Annotated in this window: 15 protein-coding genes and 1 riboswitch; of the genes, 3 read left to right on the top strand and 12 right to left on the bottom strand. The window is 66.5% G+C overall.

All coding sequences use genetic code 11. The annotated features are described in order from the left end of the window. Window positions 1-123: 123 nt before the first annotated feature. The 5 genes from E7811_RS14465 to E7811_RS14445 form a co-directional block, all read right to left on the bottom strand. On the bottom strand, window positions 124-828 hold the full coding sequence (locus E7811_RS14465) for a cell wall hydrolase (RefSeq protein WP_168733042.1): 705 nt from the start codon (window positions 826-828) through the stop codon (window positions 124-126). 207 nt (window positions 829-1,035) lie between these two features. Further along, window positions 1,036-3,582: a putative PEP-binding protein gene (locus E7811_RS14460; RefSeq protein WP_136395378.1), complete on the bottom strand. Its 2,547-nt coding sequence runs from the start codon at window positions 3,580-3,582 to the stop codon at window positions 1,036-1,038. 198 nt (window positions 3,583-3,780) lie between these two features. Further along, window positions 3,781-5,853 (bottom strand): glycine--tRNA ligase subunit beta, encoded by a 2,073-nt coding sequence (glyS, locus tag E7811_RS14455; RefSeq protein WP_394345629.1) that lies wholly within the window; start codon window positions 5,851-5,853, stop codon window positions 3,781-3,783. A 49-nt stretch (window positions 5,854-5,902) separates the two neighbouring features. After that, window positions 5,903-6,376 (bottom strand): DUF6446 family protein, encoded by a 474-nt coding sequence (locus E7811_RS14450; RefSeq protein WP_136395376.1) that lies wholly within the window; start codon window positions 6,374-6,376, stop codon window positions 5,903-5,905. Then, complete coding sequence (locus E7811_RS14445) at window positions 6,373-7,311, bottom strand: glycine--tRNA ligase subunit alpha (RefSeq protein ID WP_136395375.1); 939 nt, start codon at window positions 7,309-7,311, stop codon at window positions 6,373-6,375. Before E7811_RS14445 ends, E7811_RS14450 begins: the two co-directional genes overlap by 4 nt. 161 nt (window positions 7,312-7,472) lie before the next feature. Between E7811_RS14445 and E7811_RS14440 the strand changes: the two genes are divergently transcribed. Then, the gene (locus tag E7811_RS14440) at window positions 7,473-9,278 is read left to right on the top strand and encodes a serine protease (protein WP_136395374.1); all 1,806 of its coding nucleotides are present in this window, start codon (window positions 7,473-7,475) and stop codon (window positions 9,276-9,278) included. A gap of 49 nt (window positions 9,279-9,327) precedes the next feature. Here the strand turns inward: E7811_RS14440 and E7811_RS14435 are convergent, their stop codons facing one another. From E7811_RS14435 to metZ, 4 genes are all read right to left on the bottom strand, one after another. Next, window positions 9,328-10,776, bottom strand: a complete 1,449-nt coding sequence (locus tag E7811_RS14435) for a TrkH family potassium uptake protein (protein ID WP_136395373.1) — start codon at window positions 10,774-10,776, stop codon at window positions 9,328-9,330. 55 nt (window positions 10,777-10,831) lie between these two features. Next, window positions 10,832-12,325: a TrkH family potassium uptake protein gene (locus E7811_RS14430; RefSeq protein ID WP_246020468.1), complete on the bottom strand. Its 1,494-nt coding sequence runs from the start codon at window positions 12,323-12,325 to the stop codon at window positions 10,832-10,834. A 92-nt stretch (window positions 12,326-12,417) separates the two neighbouring features. Next, entirely contained in the window at window positions 12,418-13,506 is a 1,089-nt protein-coding gene (gene folE2 / locus E7811_RS14425) for a GTP cyclohydrolase FolE2 (protein WP_136395372.1), read from the bottom strand. A 186-nt stretch (window positions 13,507-13,692) separates the two neighbouring features. Continuing rightward, on the bottom strand, window positions 13,693-14,880 hold the full coding sequence (metZ, locus tag E7811_RS14420) for an O-succinylhomoserine sulfhydrylase (protein ID WP_136395371.1): 1,188 nt from the start codon (window positions 14,878-14,880) through the stop codon (window positions 13,693-13,695). Window positions 14,881-14,934: 54 nt separating this feature from the next. After that, window positions 14,935-15,012: riboswitch (SAM riboswitch) on the bottom strand. 170 nt (window positions 15,013-15,182) lie between these two features. Here metZ and E7811_RS14415 point away from each other — a divergent pair. Then, window positions 15,183-15,803 (top strand): YdeI/OmpD-associated family protein, encoded by a 621-nt coding sequence (locus tag E7811_RS14415; protein ID WP_136395370.1) that lies wholly within the window; start codon window positions 15,183-15,185, stop codon window positions 15,801-15,803. A gap of 46 nt (window positions 15,804-15,849) precedes the next feature. Here E7811_RS14415 and E7811_RS14410 read toward each other — a convergent pair whose 3' ends face one another. After that, the gene (locus tag E7811_RS14410; protein WP_136395369.1) at window positions 15,850-16,233 is read right to left on the bottom strand and encodes a nuclear transport factor 2 family protein; all 384 of its coding nucleotides are present in this window, start codon (window positions 16,231-16,233) and stop codon (window positions 15,850-15,852) included. A gap of 95 nt (window positions 16,234-16,328) precedes the next feature. Between E7811_RS14410 and E7811_RS14405 the strand changes: the two genes are divergently transcribed. Then, complete coding sequence (locus tag E7811_RS14405) at window positions 16,329-17,030, top strand: glutathione S-transferase N-terminal domain-containing protein (RefSeq protein ID WP_136395368.1); 702 nt, start codon at window positions 16,329-16,331, stop codon at window positions 17,028-17,030. Between the two features lie 63 nt (window positions 17,031-17,093). Here E7811_RS14405 and E7811_RS14400 read toward each other — a convergent pair whose 3' ends face one another. Together E7811_RS14400 and E7811_RS14395 are read right to left on the bottom strand one after the other, a co-directional pair. Continuing rightward, the gene (locus E7811_RS14400) at window positions 17,094-17,702 is read right to left on the bottom strand and encodes an inner membrane-spanning protein YciB (protein WP_136395367.1); all 609 of its coding nucleotides are present in this window, start codon (window positions 17,700-17,702) and stop codon (window positions 17,094-17,096) included. Window positions 17,703-17,706: 4 nt separating this feature from the next. Continuing rightward, the gene (locus E7811_RS14395) at window positions 17,707-18,606 is read right to left on the bottom strand and encodes an EamA family transporter (protein ID WP_136395366.1); all 900 of its coding nucleotides are present in this window, start codon (window positions 18,604-18,606) and stop codon (window positions 17,707-17,709) included. Window positions 18,607-18,610 lie beyond the last annotated feature (4 nt).

Below are 18,610 nucleotides of genomic sequence, written 5' to 3'. Positions count from 1 at the left end.
GCCCGGCCCCTGCCCCTTAGCGCGAAGCCGAAGCCCCGCGCAAGTAAAGCGACATCTTCTGCATGGCTCTTTGTTGCCTGCCTTGGCGACGGGGCGCGCAAATGCCCCTGCCGCCCCCGGCGGTCAGGTACCCGCGCCGGGCTGGCGATAGAACAGATGCGCGCCGATTTCGGCCGTGCGCGGAAACTTGCGCGCCCAGCCCGGCCGGACATTCCGGGTGTGGAAATGGGTCGCCCCTTCGGTCAGCGCACGCGGCGCCCCGTCGATCATCAGCCGGGCAATCTTGCCCGCCTGCGCCCAGGCGGCCTTTTCGCGGATCCGGTCGGGGTGGCGGTCGCAGGTGAAGGAAAACTGGCACCCCTTCCGGCCACCCTGATGCACCACGCCGCAGATCGTCGAGGGATAGCGCGGGCTTTGCACCCGGTTCAGGATCACCTCGGCCACGGCGAACTGGCCCTTCACGCTTTCGCCTCGGGCCTCGAAGTAAAGCGCCTTGGCCAGGCACTCCCACTCCGTATCGCCGCTGGCGACCGGCATCCCCGCAAGGAAGGACCGGGAATAGCTGATTTCGGGCACGCGGGTGGCCGATGCCTTGACAGGCTTCAGCCCGCCCTTTGTCGCGGTCCCGCCGCCGAAGAGGCTGGCAAGGCCGGCCCCCTTGCGGGTCCCCGACGCCACCAGCGGCGCGGCGGCACCCTGCACGAGGGGGGATGCCGCATCGGGCACCATCCGGTTGTTGGACTGGCTCACCGTGACTTCGGCGAAGGCCGCGCCCCCGAAGGTCAGTCCCGCCAGAAGGGCGGTGACCCAGGTCAGTCGCAAGCACATTGGGCGTATTTCCCGGTCTGTTTCAGTCAGGTAGTCGGGGACAAAACCCTTCCCCAATTCGTAACAGCGGGGCGCAGTAGTCGAAAAAACTCTGGGAGTCTATATACTGTGGCAAAATTGCAACTACGAATCGCCTTCAGTTCGGCGGAATGTCGCCCAACTGACGCCTCATTTTCGTGCGCAAGCCACACAAGCGCATGGAATCGTTCAGTGTTTCCGAATCGGATCCAATAGCGCCAGATGGGCCGCCGCCAGCCGCGCAAGCGGCACGCGGTAGGGCGAACACGAAACGTAGTCGAAACCCGCACGACGGCAGAAGGCGATTGATTCGGGGTTCCCGCCGTGTTCGCCGCAGATCGAAAGCGTCAGGTCATCGCGTGTCTGACGCCCCCGGTCCGCCCCGATCAGCAAAAGCTCCCCAACCCCGTCGACATCCAGCGTGTGGAACGGATCCTCGGGGAAGACACCGCGCTGGACATAGGTGTTCATGAAGCGCCCGGCGTCGTCGCGCGACAGGCCATAGGTCATCTGCGTCAGGTCGTTCGTCCCGAAGGACAGGAAGGATGCATGCTGCGCGATCTCGCCCGCGCGAAGCGCGGCCCGCGGCGTTTCCACCATGACCCCCAGCCGATAGTCGAAATCCCGGCCTGTCTTGGTGCGCACCGTCGCCGCCACCGACTCGATCCGCGTCTTCACCAGTTCGACCTCGCGCCGCGCCGACACCAGCGGGATCATGATCTCGGGCACGACCGGATCGGCGCGGCGCCCGATTTCGACCGTCGCCTCGAAGATCGCCTGCGCCTGCATGTCGTAGATTTCCGGCAGGACCACGCCCAACCGGACGCCCCGCATGCCCAGCATCGGGTTGAACTCGGCCAGCGCCTCGGCCCGCCGGGTCACTTCCGAAAGCGGCCGGTCCAGCGCCTCGGCCAGTTCGCGCAACCCCTCGCGGCTGTGCGGCAGGAATTCGTGCAGCGGCGGGTCGAACAGCCGGATGCAGACCGGAAGCCCCTGCATGATGTCGAAAAGCTGAACGAAATCCGCGCGCTGCATCGGCAGAAGCCGCGTCAGCGCCGCCGCCCGGTCGGCCGGGGTGTCGGCGAAGATCATCTCGCGCATGACGATCAGGCGGTCGCTGTCAAAGAACATGTGTTCCGTCCGGCAAAGACCGATCCCCTGCGCCGAGAAATCGCGCGCGGTCTTGGCATCGGCAGGCGTGTCGGCATTGGCGCGGATGCCGATGTCGCGCACCGCGTCGGCCCAGCCCAGAAGCTTGTGGAAGGTGGCGTCAAGCGCGGGCGGCAGCATGTCGGCGGCCCCCACCAGCGCCTCACCGCTGGTGCCGTCGACGGTGATCGTGTCACCCTCGCGGAAGATGCGCCCGTCCGGCACGCGCAGCGTCTTGTCGCGCGGGTCAAGCCGCAGGTCGGAACAGCCGACGATGCAAGGCAGGCCAAGGCCCCGCCCGATCACCGCCGCATGGCTGGTCATGCCGCCCCGCTCGGTCAGCACGCCCACGGCCGAATGCATCCCGCGGATATCCTCGGGCGTGGTTTCGCGCCTCACAAGGATGCAGGGCTCCCCCCGCGACGCGCTGGCCTGCGCCGCCTGGCTGGAAAAGACGATCCGCCCCGTGGCGGCCCCCGGACTAGCGGCGATGCCGCGCACGAAGACGTCGCGCGGCCCGCGCGGATCGACCTGAGGATGCAAAAGCTCGGACAGCGCGCGGGGTTCCACCCGCAACACCGCCTCGTTGCGGTCGATGATCCCGTCATCGGCCAGCGCGACCGCCACCCGCAGCGTCGCGCGCGACGACCGCGCCACCTTGACCGCGTCCAGCACCGAAAGCCGGCCATCCTCGATCGTGAACTCGATCTGCATCTCCTCGCGCAGCCTGTCGCGGCAGGCGCGGCCGTGGCGCAGAAGCTCGGCAAACAGATCGGGCGCGATATCCTCAAGCGAGGGCCCCCTCGGATCGCGCGTCAGATACATCGCCTCGGTCCGCTTCAGCGCGTCGCGCCCCTGGCTCTGCCCCAGATAGCGGCCGGTCACCTGCGGCTGCCCCGTCACCGGGTCGATGAACTGGACGACACCGGAGCCCGAGATGCCCTGCCCGATCCCCTGTGCCATCTGCTGCACGACAAGCCCCAGCGCCGCATCCTCGGGCGCGCCCTTGGCCTGCCGCAAGAGCCGCGCCGTCGTGCCTTCCCAGGCGCGGGCCATCGACCGCAGCACCTCGGCCAACTGGCGCGCCGGATCCTCGGGGAAATCCTCGTCCATCTCGTCGCGATAGGCCCTGAGCGCCTCGCGCAGCGCCCCCGGCCCGGCGTCAAGCCCCTCGAACATGTCGGGATCGAGCCGTGCCACATGCACCGCATAGCCCTGCACGAAACGCAGGAACAGCTCATCCGCCGCCGCCTGCCCCTGGGTTTCCACCAGCCGGGCGTGGCGGGCATGGTTCAGCCCGATGTTCAGCACCGTGGCCGGCCCGCCCCAATCGGGGTTGACCGGGCTCGGCCGGACCGAAATCAGCGGCCCCTCGCCGAAATGGGCAAGGATCGCCTCGCAATGCACCGGGGTTCCCGCCGCGATCGCCCGCACCGTCGACGAGGGCAGCGCCACCGTGCGCGGCACCGGCAGGTCAAGACGGATCAGTCGCTGAAGGCATTTCGCGCGCCAGCCATGCGTTTCGGTCCGGATCGCGGCCGAGGGCGTAATTTCCGAAAAATCGGTGAGAGGCTGTTGTTTCTGCACTGCGGCACCCTTGATTTCGCCTGCAGAATAGACGGATCGGCCCGTCACGCAAGCGTTACCATCGGCAGCGGGGGGCTGCCTGCCCCCCGCACCCCCCGGGGGTATTTTCAGTCAGGTTGACAGGGGAACGGGCATCCCTTCAACCTGATCCCAATACCCTGCGGGGGTCCGGGGGTGCAAAACCCCCGGCCCGGCCTCTCAGCCCTCGATCCGGGTCAGGTCGGCGACCTGTCCGCAGATCGCGCGGATGCGGTGCAGAAGGTTCAGTCGGTTGCGGCGGATCACGGGGTTGTCGGTGTTTATCTGCACCGCCGTGAAGAAGGCGTCGATGGGCGCGCGAAGCGCGGCCATGGCCGCCATGGCCGTGGCGAAATCCTCTGCCCCCATGGCTGGGGCGATGGCCGCCTCGGCCGCGTCGAGGGCGGCGAAGAGCGCGGTTTCCTCGGGCCCTTCGGCGAATTTCGGATCGGCGCCGAAGGAATATTCGACGCCATCCTTGGCCTCGGCCTGGGTCAGGATGTTGTTCGCGCGCTTGAAGCCTTGCAGCAGGTTCTCGCCGTCATCGGTTTTCAGGAAGGCGGCCAGCGCCTCGGCCCGCTTGACCAGAAGCGTCAGGTCGTCATTCCCCGGCATGGCGAGGCAGGCGTCGATCACATCGCGCCGGATGCCCTGATCGCGCAGGTAGACCTTGAGGCGGTCGTGGAAGAAGGCGAGGAGGTCTAGGTTGGTATCGCGCTGCCAGTTGTCAGGCAAAAGCGTAATATCCCGGTCCCTTGCTATCGCTGGCAAATGGGGAACCTGAGCCGATGCGAGCTTGGAATACAGTTCCAACCTCACCCCATTCCCCAAGACCAACCGAATAACCCCCAGCGCCGCACGGCGCAGCGCGTAGGGGTCCTTCGACCCTGTGGGTTTCTCGTCGATCGCCCAGAACCCGGTCAGCGTGTCGATCTTGTCGGCCAGCGCCACGGCCACCGCCACGGGATCGGTCGGCACGTCGTCGGAGGGGCCAAGCGGCTGGTAATGCGCCTTGCAGGCATCGGCCACGGCCTCGGGCAGGCCCGCGGCGCGGGCATAGTAGCCGCCCATCGTGCCCTGAAGTTCGGGGAACTCCCCCACCATCGCCGATTGCAGGTCGGCCTTGACCACGCGCGCGGCCTCGGCCGCCAGATCGGGCGAGGCGCCGACCACGGGCGCGATCTCGCGCGCCAGCGCCTCGATCCGGCGGATGCGGTCGGCCTGCGAGCCCAGCTTGTTGTGGAAGGTCACGTTGGCCAGCCCCGCGGCCATGCCTTCCAGCCCCTGCGCCTTTACGGTGCGGAGGTCATTTTCCCAGAAGAAGCGCGCATCCGAAAGGCGGGCAGCCAGCACCTTGGCGTTACCCTTGATGATCGTCTCGCCGTGGTCAGCGGTTTCGCGGTTCGCGACGGTGACGAAGCCTTCGATCCTGCCCGTCTTGGGGTTCTTCACCGAAAAGAACTTCTGATGCTCGCGCATCGAGGTTTGCAGCACCTCGGGCGGCAGATGCAGGAAATCCTCGCCGATCCGGCCCATCAGGACGACCGGCCATTCGACCAGCCCGGCAACCTCGGCCAGAAGGCCCGCGTCCGGCACGACCTCAAGCCCGAGGGCAAAGGCCTGCTGGGTCGCGGCGTTCCAGATCGCCGCCTCGCGCTCGGCGGCGTCCAGCACGACATGGGCGCGGGCAAGCCTGGCGCGGTAGTCATCGAAGGACGACACGGGGAAGCGGCCCGGCGACATGAAGCGGTGGCCTTCGGTGGTGTTGCCGGCCACGATCCCGTCGACCGTCAGCGGCACGATGCTGCTGCCCGCCTCGTCGGCCAGCAGGCAGAGGATCGAATGGAGCGGCCGCACCCAGCGAAGCGACCCCGATCCCCAGCGCATCGACTTGGGCCAGGGGAAATCGCGGATGGCGGCTTCCAGCACCTCGGCCACGATGTCGGCGGCCGGGCGGCCGGGCCGTTCGATGACGGCAAAGAACACCTCGGCCTTCTTGTCGGAGCGGCGTTCCAGCCGGTCGAGCGTGAGGCCCGTCGACCGCAGGAAGCCCTCGATCGCCTGGGCGGGCGCATCGGTGCGCGGGCCCTTGCGTTCCTCGCGCACGGGGCGCGAGGTGGCGTCCAGCCCCTCGACCGACAGGGTCAGCCGGCGGGGCGTGGAAAAGGCGCCGGCGCTGGCATAGGTGAGGCCCGCGGCGACAAGGCCGTCGGTCACGAGTTTCCGCAGGTCCTCGCGCGCGCGGGCCTGCATCCGGGCCGGGATTTCCTCGGAGAAGAGTTCGATCAGAAGGTCGGGCATGTCACTCCTCCAGGGTGCCGTTCAGCTGGTGCCAGGCATAGGCGCGGCCGTCGCCGAAGACGGCCACGACCCGGTCGACACCGTCGGCGATTTCACGTTCGGACAGGAAGGCGATCGCCTCGCCCCGTTCGAGGGCTGCGCCGATTTCCACTGCATCGAAACAGGCGAACCAGCCGGGCGCGACCAGCGGCACAGGGTCATCATAGACGCGGTAGGTTTCGGTCAGCATCGCCTGGGTAAGGGGCGTGGTAAAGCAGGCCCGGAACCGCAGCGGCGAAGAGGTGGCGTCGATGCCTTCGATATTCTCGACCACGATCACCTCGGGGGCGTCGCGATCGAGGGGCACAAGGCGGATTTCCTCGCCCGGTGTGAAGGCCGCGGGTTCATAGAAGGCATAGACCTGCAACCAGTATATGGCGATCCCCGCCACAAGCGCGCTCAGCACGATGAAAACTCCGACAATCTTGCCGCTCACGCCGCATCCTCCGCCGACCGACCGGCTTCGGTGGTGACGAAGGCATCGGCGCATTTCTTCGCCAGGGCACGGACGCGTCCGATATAGGCCTGACGTTCGGTGACCGAGATCACGCCGCGCGCGTCCAAGAGGTTGAACAGGTGGCTGGCCTTGATGCACTGGTCATAGGCGGGATGGGCCATCACGATGTATTTACCGGTCTTCGGATCAACCGAAGGCTGCGCAAGCAGCCGGTCGCACTCTGCCTCGGCATCCTCGAAATGGCGCAACAGCATCTCGGTCGTGGCGCCGTCGAAGTTGTGGCGGCTGTATTCCTCTTCCGTCTGGCGGAAGATGTCGCCGTATTTCAGCGGGATCGGCGCGTCCGGATCGTTGAAGGGCATGTCCATGACATGGTCGATCCCCAGCACATACATCGCTAGCCGTTCGAGGCCATAGGTCAACTCACCCGAGACGGGACGGCAATCATGCCCGCCGACCTGCTGGAAATAGGTGAACTGGCTGACTTCCATCCCGTCGCACCAGACTTCCCAGCCAAGGCCCCAGGCGCCGAGCGTGGGGCTTTCCCAGTCATCCTCGACAAAGCGGATGTCATGCAGGTCGGTGTCGATGCCGATGGCGCGCAAGGACCCAAGATAGAGGTCCTGAAGGTCCGGCGGCGAGGGTTTGATCAGCACCTGATACTGATAGTAGTGCTGAAGCCGGTTCGGGTTTTCGCCATAGCGCCCGTCGGTCGGGCGGCGCGAGGGCTGGACATAGGCCGCAGCCCAGGGTTTGGACCCGAGCGCGCGCAGGGTGGTGGCCGGGTGGAAGGTGCCCGCGCCGACTTCCATGTCATAGGGCTGCAGCACGGCACAACCCTTCGATCCCCAATAGGTCATCAACCGCAGGATGATTTCCTGGAAACTCCGAGGCAGGTCTGATCTGGCCGTCATGCGCGAACCCCTTGAAAAGCGCCCTCTCCATAGGCAGAAGGCGGAAAAGGGTCAATGCGGCGATGGGGGGAGGCGTGCAGTTTCGGCGTGCATCACCCCCCTGTCCCGACTAGGGTCGTCGGGTCCGGAGCCGAAAACGCATATCGGGGATATCTTTGACGATGAAATACATGGTGATGCTGGTGGCGCTTGTTACCGCGATGGTCCTGGCCCGTCCCGTGGCCGCACAGGACGCCGCCGCGCCGGGTCAGGTCTGGTTGCAGATCGAAGCCCAGCCCACGCTGCGCGAGGCCGAGGACCGCGCCCGAGCCTACGGTCAATCCTTCCCCAATGTCGCGGGTTTCCGGCTGTCTTCGGGCTGGTACGCCATCGTGCTTGGCCCCTATGGCGCGGGTGAGGCGCAGATGCGGCTGCGCGACCTGCGCTCCGCCGGGCTTGTGCCGGGGGACAGTTACATCGCCGAGGGCAACAGCTTCCGCGACAGGTTCTGGCCCGTGGGCGAAGCGGGCGCTGCGGCGGCTGTAGAACCGGCGCCGCTGCCGGAACCGGTGGAGGAAACGACGCTGCCCGACGGCACGGCAGAGGCCGCGCCGCCCCCCCCCGAAACACCCGCCGAACCCGCGCCCCCCGTGTTCGTCGACGAAACCCCGGCCGAGGCGCGCCGTTCCGAAGGCCAGCTTGACCGGCCCGCGCGCGAGGCGTTGCAGACCGCCCTGCAATGGTTCGGCTATTACGACGCCGCGATCGACGGCGCCTTCGGACCGGGCACGCGCAAGTCGATGGCCGCCTGGCAGGCCGAAAACGGCTTTGACGCCTCGGGCGTGCTGACCACCTTCCAGCGCGAGACGCTGCTGGCCGCCTACGATCTGGCACAGAAGGAACTGGGTTTGCAGACCCTGCGCGAAGAAGAGGCCGGGATCGAGATCACCCTGCCCACGGCGCTGGTCGCGTTCGACCATTACGAACCGCCCTTCGTGCATTTCACCCAGAAGGACGGGTCGGGCGTATCGGTCCTGCTGATCAGCCAGCCGGGCGATCAGGCCACGCTTTATGGTCTTTACGACGTGCTTCAGACGCTGGCGATCATGCCGGTCGAGGGCGAACGCGAGCGCCGCGAACGCAGCTTCACCATGACCGGGCGGAACGGCAGCATTCAAAGCCACGCCTTCGCGGAACTGTCGCGCGGGCTGATCAAGGGGTATATCCTGTCCTACCCCGTGGCCGATGCAGACCGCATGGCGCGGGTGCTGAAGGCGATGCAGACCTCCTTTGCCCCCTTCGGCGACCGCGCGATGGATCCCGGCCTTGTGCCCATGTCCGAAGCGACGAAACGCGGCCTGATGGCCGGGCTCGAGGTGCGTCGGCCGATCCGGTCGCGGTCGGGCTTCTTCGTTGACGGCTCGGGCGCGGTGCTGACCACGACCGAGGCGGTTCAGGGCTGCGGAAGGCTTACGATCGAACTTGACCACGACGCGACCGTCGCGGTCGAGGATGCCGCCCTTGGCCTTGCGCTGGTCAGGCCGTCCGCACCGCTCGCGCCGCAGGCGGTGGCCGCGTTCCGCCAGGACGCGCCCCGGATCGGCGGCGAGATCGCCGTGGCGGGATACAGCTATGAAGATCAGCTGCCCTCGCCCGCGTTGACCTTCGGCCGGTTCGAGGACGTGACGGGCCTGAACGGCGAAACCGATGTCTCACGCCTTGCGCTGGCAGCGTTGCCCGGCGACGCGGGTGGCCCGGTGCTGGACGAATCCGGCGCGGTGATCGGGCTCTTGAAGCCCGCCGCGCCCGATGGCACGCGCCAGTTGCCGCCCGATGTGTCCTTCGCCGTCCCCTCCGACCGCATCCTGGGGATGCTTCAGGGGGCTGGCCTCACCGGCGGCGTGGCGCAAGCCGGCGGCGCGATGGCGCCCGAGGACCTGACGCGCCTTGCCACGCGGATGACCGTTCTGGTGTCCTGCTGGGAATGACCGCAGGCCGGGCCGCCCTTACCCACGGCGGCCCGCCGTCCCTGTCCCGTCACACCCGCCAGAAGCGGGGCAGGAACAGGACATAGACCGACAAAAGCTCCAGCCGGCCGACCAGCATCCCGGCGATCATCAGCCACTTGGCGCTTTCGGGAAAGCCCATCACCGCGCCCGTCGCCCCCACCTCGGGGCCAAAGACCGGCCCCACGTTGGCGATCGCGGTCCATGCCGCGGTGATCGCCGTCTTGGGGGCAAGCCCGGTCAGGGACAAGGCCACGCAGAGCACCCCGAAGCTGAGGATGAACAGCGTGAAGAACACGACCACCGAGTTGATCACGTCGTCGCCGACGGTCCGGCCCTCGTAACGCACCGCGACGGTGGCGTTGGGGCTGTGCAGGCGGCGGATCTGAACGCGGATCGCCTCGAACAGGATCAGGTAGCGGAACACCTTGACCGAACAGCCGGTCGATGAGGTGCAGCCCCCGATCAGCCCCACGACGATCAGCACGACGAAGGGGAACGGCCCCCATGACGACAGGTCGACCGAGGCAAGGCCCGTGCCCGAGAAGGTGGAAACCACGTTGAACAGCGACTCACGCAAGACGGGTTCCACCGAACCGCCGATATGGACCAGTTCGTAAAGGGCGACGGCCAGGGTGGCATAGGCTGTCCAGCGCAGATAGGCCCGCACCTGCGGGTCGCGCCAAAGGGGCGCATACTGCCCCTGCATCACCTGAACGAAACGGATGAAGGGCAGCGAGGCCAGGATCATGAACACCACCGCCGCATATTCCGGCGCGCCGACAAAGGCCCCGAAGCTGCGGTCATAGCTGGAAAAACCGCCCGTGGACACGGTGGTCAGGGCATGCATCACCGCATCGAACCCGTTCATCCCGAGCGCGAAGAACGTCACCGCGCAGGCCACCGTCAGGGCAAGGTAGATCTGGATCAGCGCGGTCGAGATATCCAGCGCACGGGGCAGGATCTTGCCCAGCGTGTCGAACCCTTCCGAACGGAAAAACTGCATCCCGCCGACCTTCATGACCGGCAGGAAGATCATCGCAACGATGACGATCCCCAGCCCGCCCAGCCATTGCAACATCCCCCGCCACAGGTTCGCGCCGCGCGGCAGACCGTCAAGCCCCGCGATCACCGTCGTGCCGGTCGTGGTCATCCCCGAAACGGATTCGAACAGCGCATCCACCGGATCAAGCCCCGGCGCCCCAAGGATCAGCGGCAGCGCACCGAAGGCCGGAAGCGCGACCCAGACCCCGGTCGTCAGGATGAAGGACTGTTGCAGCGTCAGGCCCCGCACGGTTGCATTTGCGCAGGCCAGTGCCAGAACCCCGCCCGAGGTCGCCGTGATGATCGCGGCCTCCAGCATCGCGCGCCAGTTGGGGTCGCCGGAAAACTGATCCAGCGCCATGGGGAACAGCATCAACGCCCCCAAGGCGACAAGCAAGAGGCCGATGATGTAGCCAACGGGGCGAAGGTCGATCATGGGCGAAGGCTTGGCCCGGCAAGGCGCGGCTGTCAACGCCGAAGGCTCGTCCCTGTCAATTGCGCCAGAACGCTGGCAGCAGGATCACCAGGAAGGACAGCAGCGACAGGCGCCCGGTCAGCATCGCAATGGACAGCGCCCATTTCGCTGTCTCGGGAAAGTCGATGAAGGTCCCCGTCGGAGCCACCAGCGGGCCAAATCCGTAACCGATGTTCCCAAGCGATGCCCAGACCGCGAAGATCGAGGATTCCAGATCGACCCCGGTGAACGAGACGGCGACCGTGCACAGGCCGAAGACCACGACATAGGCGGATATGAACAGGATCAGCCCGTTGATCGTGTCCATGTCGACCGACCGACCGCCATAGCGGATCGGGGACAGCCGGTCGGGAAACGGGATCGAACGGATCGCCGACCCGATCGCGGCGGCGGCGATCTGCACCCGGAACACGCTCAGCGCCCCGGTGCTGGACCCCGAACACCCGCCGACGAACCCCACGGCGAAGGCTACGGCCAATGCAAACCCGCCCCAACTGGCGAAACTGCCGGAAAAGAACCCCGTGCCCGTGAAGATCGACACGATGTTGAACAGGGCGTCGCGAAAGACGTCTTCGAACTCGCCCCCCGCGACGGCCTTGCGCCACAATGTGCACGCCATCACGGCGACGGCCATCCAGACCAGAAAGGCGCGAACCTGCACATCCCGCCAGATCGGTCGGGGGGACCCACCGCGCGACAGTTCGATGTAGCGGACATAGGGCAATGCCCCGAGGATCATGAACAGGGCACCGGCATATTCGCCTGCGCCGGGGTACTTTCCGAAACTGGCATCACTGGCCGAAAACCCTCCGGTCGAAATCGACGCCATCGCGTGGACCGCCGCATCCAGAGGTGTCATCCCGGCCGCAAGATAACAGGCCGCAGCCGCCACCGTCAGCCATGCATAGACCTGGAACAGGCTTCGCGCGATATCCGAGGCGCGTGGCAGAACCTTGCCGAACGTGTCGAACCCTTCGGACCGGAAGAACTGCATCCCGCCGATGCGCATCACGGGCAGAAAGATCATGGCCAGGAACGCAACGCCAAGCCCGCCGGTCCAGTTCAGCATCCCGCGCCACAGGTTCATGGCAACCGGATAGCCTTCCAACCCGACGATGACGGTTGCCCCGGTCGTGGTCACACCCGAAGCGGCCTCGAAATACCCGTCGGTGAAGGACAGTTGCGGAGCGCCAAGAATAAAGGGCAAGGCCCCGAACAGCGGCATCAACAGCCAGATCCCAAGGGTCAGCAGTGTGGCCGAGCGGAAATCAAGCGCGCGCCCCAGGGCGTTTCGTGTCGCAAGAACCACCATCCCGCCGGTTCCGGCCGTGACACCGGCCGACAGCAGATACGCCCCCGCATCCTGATCCTCTGTAAAGATGAGGTCTACCAAAGCCGGAACCAGCATCAGGATCCCGAAGACCACAAGAAGACGACCGAGAATATAAGCGACGCTGCGCAAGTCGATCATGATGCGCGAACCGATCCACGTTTCGACCGGTTGCGTCAAGATCAATACGGCGAATCGTGGCGTGACGCGATCTGCCGCCCCGCAACGCGCTGCGCGCCGGAAGCCAGCCGGCCCTCAGCGCCGCCCGGATATCAGCCGACGTGAAACAGCGTGGCGAACAGGCGCGGGTCAAGGCTTTCGCTGGCGAAGGTCGCGCCTTCGGTCAGCACCGACACGGCATCGTGGCTGTGCAGGCTTTCCTGATGGCTGGCCACAACCCGGAAATCGCCCACCCGAGGATCGGCCAGCAGCTGTTCGGCAAAGCTGCGCGCGGCATCCTCGACGAAGATCGGGTTCGCCGCGTTCAGTTCGGCGAAGGCCTGTTCGTCCTCGCGCTTGACCATGACCTGGGTTTCCGTCGGGACGGCGCGGCGGGCGATGTCGATCAGATCCTCGAACCACAGGCAGGGGCCATCCTCGGCCACCACCGAAATCCGCGCGACCGAGCGCTGCGAATGGGGCGTTGCCAGTTGCCCGCGCGTCCGCCGGGCATGTTCCGACAATTCCAGCGAACAGGGGCAGGTCGAGGAGTAGACGTAATCGAGGTGCATGATCCGCTTGCGCACCCCGGCCACGTCCACCAGTTCCAGCGCGATGTCGTAATACTGCCAGCCCGACAGCCCCGACCGCAGCGACGACACCTTCACCGGGAAGGAGAACCGCATCTGGATGCGCGCATCGAAGCTGTCCAGATCGCGCTTGTAGTCCTCAAGCGCGTGTTCGATCACCTCGAAGCTGAAATCGCGTTCGGCATGGGCATAGAAGGACCGCATGATGCGGCTCATGTTGATGCCCTTCTTTTCGGCCTCCAGCGACACGGTGCCGGTCACGCTGGTTTCCAGCGTCAGGTCGCCGTTATCCCGCGTGTGGTAGCGGATCGGCAGGCGGAAATTCGAAATTCCCACATGCTGGATCTGGGTCTTTGCCCCGCGGATCAGGCTGGCCGGGCCGTTCTGCAGATCGGGCAGCGTGTCCTTGTAGGCGGCATCGGCCCGGAAATCGGCGGGATAGACGGTGCTGAGGTCCGGATAGCCATCCCCGATCAAGGCCCGCGCCGCAGGATCAAGCGCCAGCATCTCGGCATCCGTCGCCTTGCCGGCCCAACGGCGGATCAGGGCCAGAGCCGCCTCGACATCCTCGGCAGCGGGCTTGCGATCCATCTCGGGGGTGTGGATGTTCATCTGGATGTCCTTTCGGTTCCGGCAGGGGGGTGCCCCGGCCTTCAATGTCAACAGGATATACGGACGGCCCTTCCGCCCGGATCAGTTCACCGCAGCATTATCGCTGCTTGCCCCAAAAAGATAGGGGCCCGATGCGACGAATGAAAGACGAGGCGCGACGAATCCGGCACCGCCCGCCCCCGCGCCTCAAACCGCATCCAGCCCGCGCCGCAGGTCGGCAATCAGGTCGCCCGCGTCCTCCAGCCCGACCGAAAGCCGGATCAGCCCCGGCGTGATCCCCAGCGCCACCTTCTGGTCGTCGGGAAGGCGCTGGTGCGTGGTCGTCGCCGGGTGGGTCGCGATGGATTTCGCATCGCCCAGATTGTTCGAGATCTTGATGATCTCCAGCGCGTTCATGAAGCGGAAGGCCGCCTCCTTGCCGCCCCGGATCTCGAAGGCCACCATCGTGCCGCCCGACCCCATCTGCGCCTCGGCCAGCGCCGCCTGCGGATGGCTGGCAAGACCCGGAAAGATCACCCGCGACAGGCGCGCGTCGCCTTCCAGCGCACGGGCCACCTGAAGGGCGCTGTCGGCCATCGCCCGGCACCGCAGGTCCAGCGTCACCATCCCGTTCAGCATGATCCAGGCGGTGAACGGGCTCATCGACCCGCCGGTGTGCTTCATGTAGGGTTCCACCGTCTTGCGGATGTACGCCGTCGTGCCGCAGATCACGCCACCAAGCGCGCGGCCCTGACCGTCGATGTGCTTGGTCGTGGAATAGACCACGACATCGGCCCCCAGTTCGACCGCGCGCGAAAAGACCGGCGTGGAAAAGACATTGTCCACGATCACCAGCGCGCCCGCCGCATGGGCGATGTCCGACACGGAGCGGATGTCGACCAGTTCCAGCGTGGGGTTCGACATGGACTCGAAGAACACCGCCTTCGTAACCCCCGGCCGGACCGCTGCGCGCCACTGATCAAGGTTGGCGCCATCGACGAATGTCACCTCGACGCCGAAGCGAGTCAGGATTTCCTCGAGGATGTAAAGGCACGACCCGAACAGCGCGCGGGCGCTGACGACATGATCGCCGGCCCTGAGCATCGACACCAGCGCCCCGTTGACGGCGGCCATGCCGCTGGCGGTGGCGAAGGCGTCCTCGGTGCCTTCCAGCGCGGCGATCCGTTCCTCGAACATGCGCGTCGTGGGGTTGCCGTAGCGGGCATAGATGAATTCGTCCTCGCCCGCCTTGACGAACCGCGCCTCGGCGGCCTCGGCCGAAGGGTAGGCGAAGCCCTGGGTCAGGAAGATCGCCTCGGCCATCTCGCCATACTGGCTGCGGCGACTGCCTTCGTGCACCAGCGTCGTGCGCGTCTTCCAGTTCCTGTCCGTCATCGTCCGCGCCCCTTCGCGCATGAAAAAAACCCCGAAACCGCCAAGGCCTCGGGGTCGTGTCGATCCCTGTCCTCTTTAGCGGCTTGTTTAACGTGGCCCGCAATCCGGTTACAAAGCGCCACGTTGCGCGGCATACGCCCACGGCGCGGGCGCGTCAACCGGCGACGGCGGCGGGGGATGGCCTGTCGATCCTCACCCATGCGCCCTTGCGCCACCGTGTGCCTTTCCGGGTGCGCCCACGCCGCCCAAGGGCTAGACTTCCTCTTGATCCCTTCCCCCCTGCCCCTGCGAGCCCTGCCGCCATGATCACCGATGTCGAGGACTTCTTCGCCAGGGGCTGCGGCCGGTGCGACCGGTTCGACACGCCCGCCTGTTCCGCGCGCCACTGGGCCGACGGCCTTGCCGCCCTGCGCGCGATCTGCCTGTCGGCGGGGCTGGCCGAGCATGTGAAATGGGGACATCCCTGCTATGTCCACGCTGGCCGCAACATCGCCATCATCGGCGCCTTCCGTGCCGATTTCCGCCTGACCTTCTTCAATGCCGCGCTGCTGCGCGACCCTGAGGGCGTGCTGCAACGCCAGGGCCCCAACACGCGCCATCCCGACGCGATCCGCTTTACCGCAGCGGCCGAGGTTGCCCGCCTTGCGCCAGGGATCCTGCGCCTTCTGGCCGAGGCGAAGGGCCATGCCGAAGCCGGGATCACAGTGCCGAAGGACAGCGCCGAACCGGACCTTCCCGAAGAACTGGTCGAGGCGCTGAACGCCGACCCGGACCTTGCCGAGGCCTTCCGGGCGCTCACCCCCGGACGCCGGAAAAGCCATGTCCTTCAGATCGCGGCCGGCAAGGCCGCCGCGACACGCCGCAATCGCATCGCCCGCCTGCGCCCGAAGATCCTGGCGGGCAAGGGTGCCGGTGAATACTGACCGCGCGGGGCCCGGAGCGCCCCGCCTCATCCGGTTGCGGCGACCGTCACACCGGGCGGAACGGTGCGTCGCAGGGCGTATCCTGCGAAAAGAGGTTGACCCAGGCGGCCCCCTCGCGCCGCCACAGCGAACTGACCCACATCCGCTCCCACGCCGCGCCGCCGGGCCTTGTGTATTCCGCCCGATAGCACAGCAGGCCCAACCCCTCGGCCAGCGGCAGCGCGCGCGCCTCTTCCAGCCGGTACCGGGCCACCGTCGGCCCGCCCGCGAGTTGCGCCACATGTTCGGCGCGCCCGGCGTAACCGTCCGGATAGAGCCCGACAAAGGAAGGGGACAGCAGTGCCTGATCGGCCGCCGCATCGCCCGAGGTCAGCGCCGCCCAGACACGGTGCTCCTGCGCCAGCAACGTCTTCAGCAATGCATCCGGCATCCTGCCCCCATTTCTGCCCCCCGTCCTTTGCCCCGTGTTTGCGGTTGCACCCGGCCGCATCTGCGCCATTCTGCACCAAAGCGAAGGAGACCGCCATGACCACCCCGATCGACCTTTACTACTGGCCCACGCCGAACGGCTGGAAGATCACCATTGCACTGGCTGAACTGGGCCTGCCCTACCGGCTTCATCTTGTCGATATCGGCGCGGGCGCGCAGTTCGCCCCCGATTTCCTGAAGATCAGCCCGAACAACCGCATGCCCGCCATCGTCGATCCCGAAGGCCCCGATGGCGCGCCGGTGTCGATCTTCGAATCCGGTGCGATCCTGCAATACCTCGCGCGCAAGACCGGCAGGCTTTACGGCGCGACGGAACGCGACCGGATCGAGGTGGACCAGTGGCTGATGTGGCAGATGGGGGGCGTCGGTCCGATGGCGGGACAGGCGCATCACTTCCTGCACTATGCCCCCGACCTGGACCCGCCGCAGGTCCTGCCCTATGCGCAGAACCGCTACCGGGCCGAGGTGGGGCGGCTTTACGGCGTGCTGGACCGGCGCCTTGCCGACCGGGCCTTCGTGGCGGGCGATTTCCTGTCGATCGCCGACATCGCGATCTGGCCCTGGGCGATCCTGTGGGAACGCCAGGAACAGACGCTGGAGGACAAGCCGCATTTCGCCCGCTGGCTGGACGCGCTTGGCCAGCGCCCGGCCTTCATCGAAGGCAGGGCCGTCGCCGCCGACCGCAGGCAGGCCAAGACCGACCGCAACGCGCAGACGATCCTGTTCCGGCAGAAGTGACAGACCGCGCCGCGATTGTTCTGCGAACAATCGGGAATCTTGATTTTTCGCAGAAAAATCGGGTCACTCGTCCGTGCCGGTGCCGTATTTCTGGAACAGGCGGCTTTGCAGCATCAGGAAGGCGAACATCGCGACGGGCAGGCCGAAGGTCTTGAAGTTCACCCAGGCGTCGGTCGACATCAGCCGCCAGACGCCCTCGTTCGCTGCGGCCAGCGCCAGGAAGAACAGGGTGAATCGCTTGGTCAGGATCATCCAGCCTTCCTCGGCCATCGGCAGGTGTTCGCCCAGGACGGCCTTCAGCCAGGATTGCCCGCGCATCAGGCCCAGCCCAAGAAGCCCCGCGAACAAGAGATAGATCATCGTGGGCTTCATCTTGAAGAACCGCTCGTCATTCAGCCAGACCGACAGCCCGCCGAAGACCGTGACCAGGACGACTGTTGCGACCTGCATCTTCGACAGACGGCCGGTCAGCCGCCACATGGCCAGCGTGGTCAGGATCATCAGCGGCACGAAGGCCGCTGTGACCAGGATGAAGCCCGAATATTCGGTGCCGCCGATGGTGAAGACCCGGTCCTTCAGCCGCACATAGCCCACGAAGAAGGCGATGATCGGGCCGTATTCCAGCGCCGCCCTGACCCAGCCGTTGACCTTCTTTTCCGCCTTTTCCGTCATCGCCCTACCCTGCCATTTCCACGATCACGGCGCCCGCCGCGATCAGCGCCATCAGCGCCAGTTGCACCCTGCCCACGCGCTCGCCCAGGACCAGCCAGCCGATCAGCGCGGCAAAGACGGTCGAGGTTTCGCGCAGCACCGCCGCCTCGCCCACCTTGTCCAGCCTTGTGGCCAGCATCACCGACCCGAAAGAGAAATAGGCGACGAAGGCGCCGATGACACCCCTTCTTATCAGCGCGGGCCATTCCACCCCGGGCAGCGCCATCCAGCGGCGCAGCGTCAGGAGCGGAAAGAGGATGCCGTCGATCAGGAAAAGCCAGGCCAGGAAGGTGAACGGATCGGCGGTGGCACGGATCCCGTAGGCGTCATAGGTCGTGTAGCCCGCGACGAAGGCCCCCGTCGCCACCGCCAGCCAGAGCGCGGGGATAAGGCTGTGGCGGTCCACCGTCACATGGGCAAGGTTCCAGGCCGCCAGCCCGAAGATGCCCGCCACCAGAACCGCAAGCCCCATCCACTGCCCCGCCGTGAAATGTTCCCCGAAGACAAGCCCCGCTGCCGCCACCGCGAAAAGCGGCCCGGTGCCGCGCACCACGGGATAGACCACGGTGAAGGCGCCCCGCGAATAGGTCATCGCCTGAAGGACCTTGTAGGCGGAGTGGATGACGAAGGCCCCGGCGAAGATCGGCCACATGTGCGGTTCGGGCCAGGGCACGACGAACAGCGCGAAGGGCGCGGCGATCAGCGCATAGCTGCCGTCGATCGCCGCCCGGCTGATCCAGGGATCGTGCCGTCCCTTCTGCAGCGCGCCGAACAGCGCATGCAGGAAGGCCGCCATCAGCGCGAGGCCAAGCGCAAGCTGATGGCCGTCCTCGGTACCTTCGAGCGAGATCAGCCAATCGCTCATCCGG

The organism is Aliigemmobacter aestuarii, from assembly GCF_004799285.1.
Lineage (GTDB): Bacteria > Pseudomonadota > Alphaproteobacteria > Rhodobacterales > Rhodobacteraceae > Aliigemmobacter > Aliigemmobacter aestuarii.
Note: the sequence above shows the minus strand (reverse complement) of the source record. Positions and strands in the feature narration are given on the sequence as shown.

Excerpts from the sequence above, each read along its gene's own strand:
- E7811_RS14465 (WP_168733042.1), bottom strand. The coding sequence starts at position 828 with ATGTGCTTGCGACTGACCTGGGTCACCGCCCTTCTGGCGGGACTGACC.
- glyS (WP_394345629.1), bottom strand. The coding sequence starts at position 5,853 with ATGCAGGCCCGCGCGCGCGAGGACCTGCGGAAACTCGTGACCGACGGC.
- E7811_RS14445 (WP_136395375.1), bottom strand. The coding sequence starts at position 7,311 with ATGACGGCCAGATCAGACCTGCCTCGGAGTTTCCAGGAAATCATCCTG.
- E7811_RS14440 (WP_136395374.1), top strand. The coding sequence starts at position 7,473 with ATGAAATACATGGTGATGCTGGTGGCGCTTGTTACCGCGATGGTCCTG.
- E7811_RS14435 (WP_136395373.1), bottom strand. The coding sequence starts at position 10,776 with ATGATCGACCTTCGCCCCGTTGGCTACATCATCGGCCTCTTGCTTGTC.
- folE2 (WP_136395372.1), bottom strand. The coding sequence starts at position 13,506 with ATGAACATCCACACCCCCGAGATGGATCGCAAGCCCGCTGCCGAGGAT.
- metZ (WP_136395371.1), bottom strand. The coding sequence starts at position 14,880 with ATGACGGACAGGAACTGGAAGACGCGCACGACGCTGGTGCACGAAGGC.
- E7811_RS14415 (WP_136395370.1), top strand. The coding sequence starts at position 15,183 with ATGATCACCGATGTCGAGGACTTCTTCGCCAGGGGCTGCGGCCGGTGC.
- E7811_RS14410 (WP_136395369.1), bottom strand. The coding sequence starts at position 16,233 with ATGCCGGATGCATTGCTGAAGACGTTGCTGGCGCAGGAGCACCGTGTC.
- E7811_RS14405 (WP_136395368.1), top strand. The coding sequence starts at position 16,329 with ATGACCACCCCGATCGACCTTTACTACTGGCCCACGCCGAACGGCTGG.
- E7811_RS14400 (WP_136395367.1), bottom strand. The coding sequence starts at position 17,702 with ATGACGGAAAAGGCGGAAAAGAAGGTCAACGGCTGGGTCAGGGCGGCG.
- E7811_RS14395 (WP_136395366.1), bottom strand. The coding sequence starts at position 18,606 with ATGAGCGATTGGCTGATCTCGCTCGAAGGTACCGAGGACGGCCATCAG.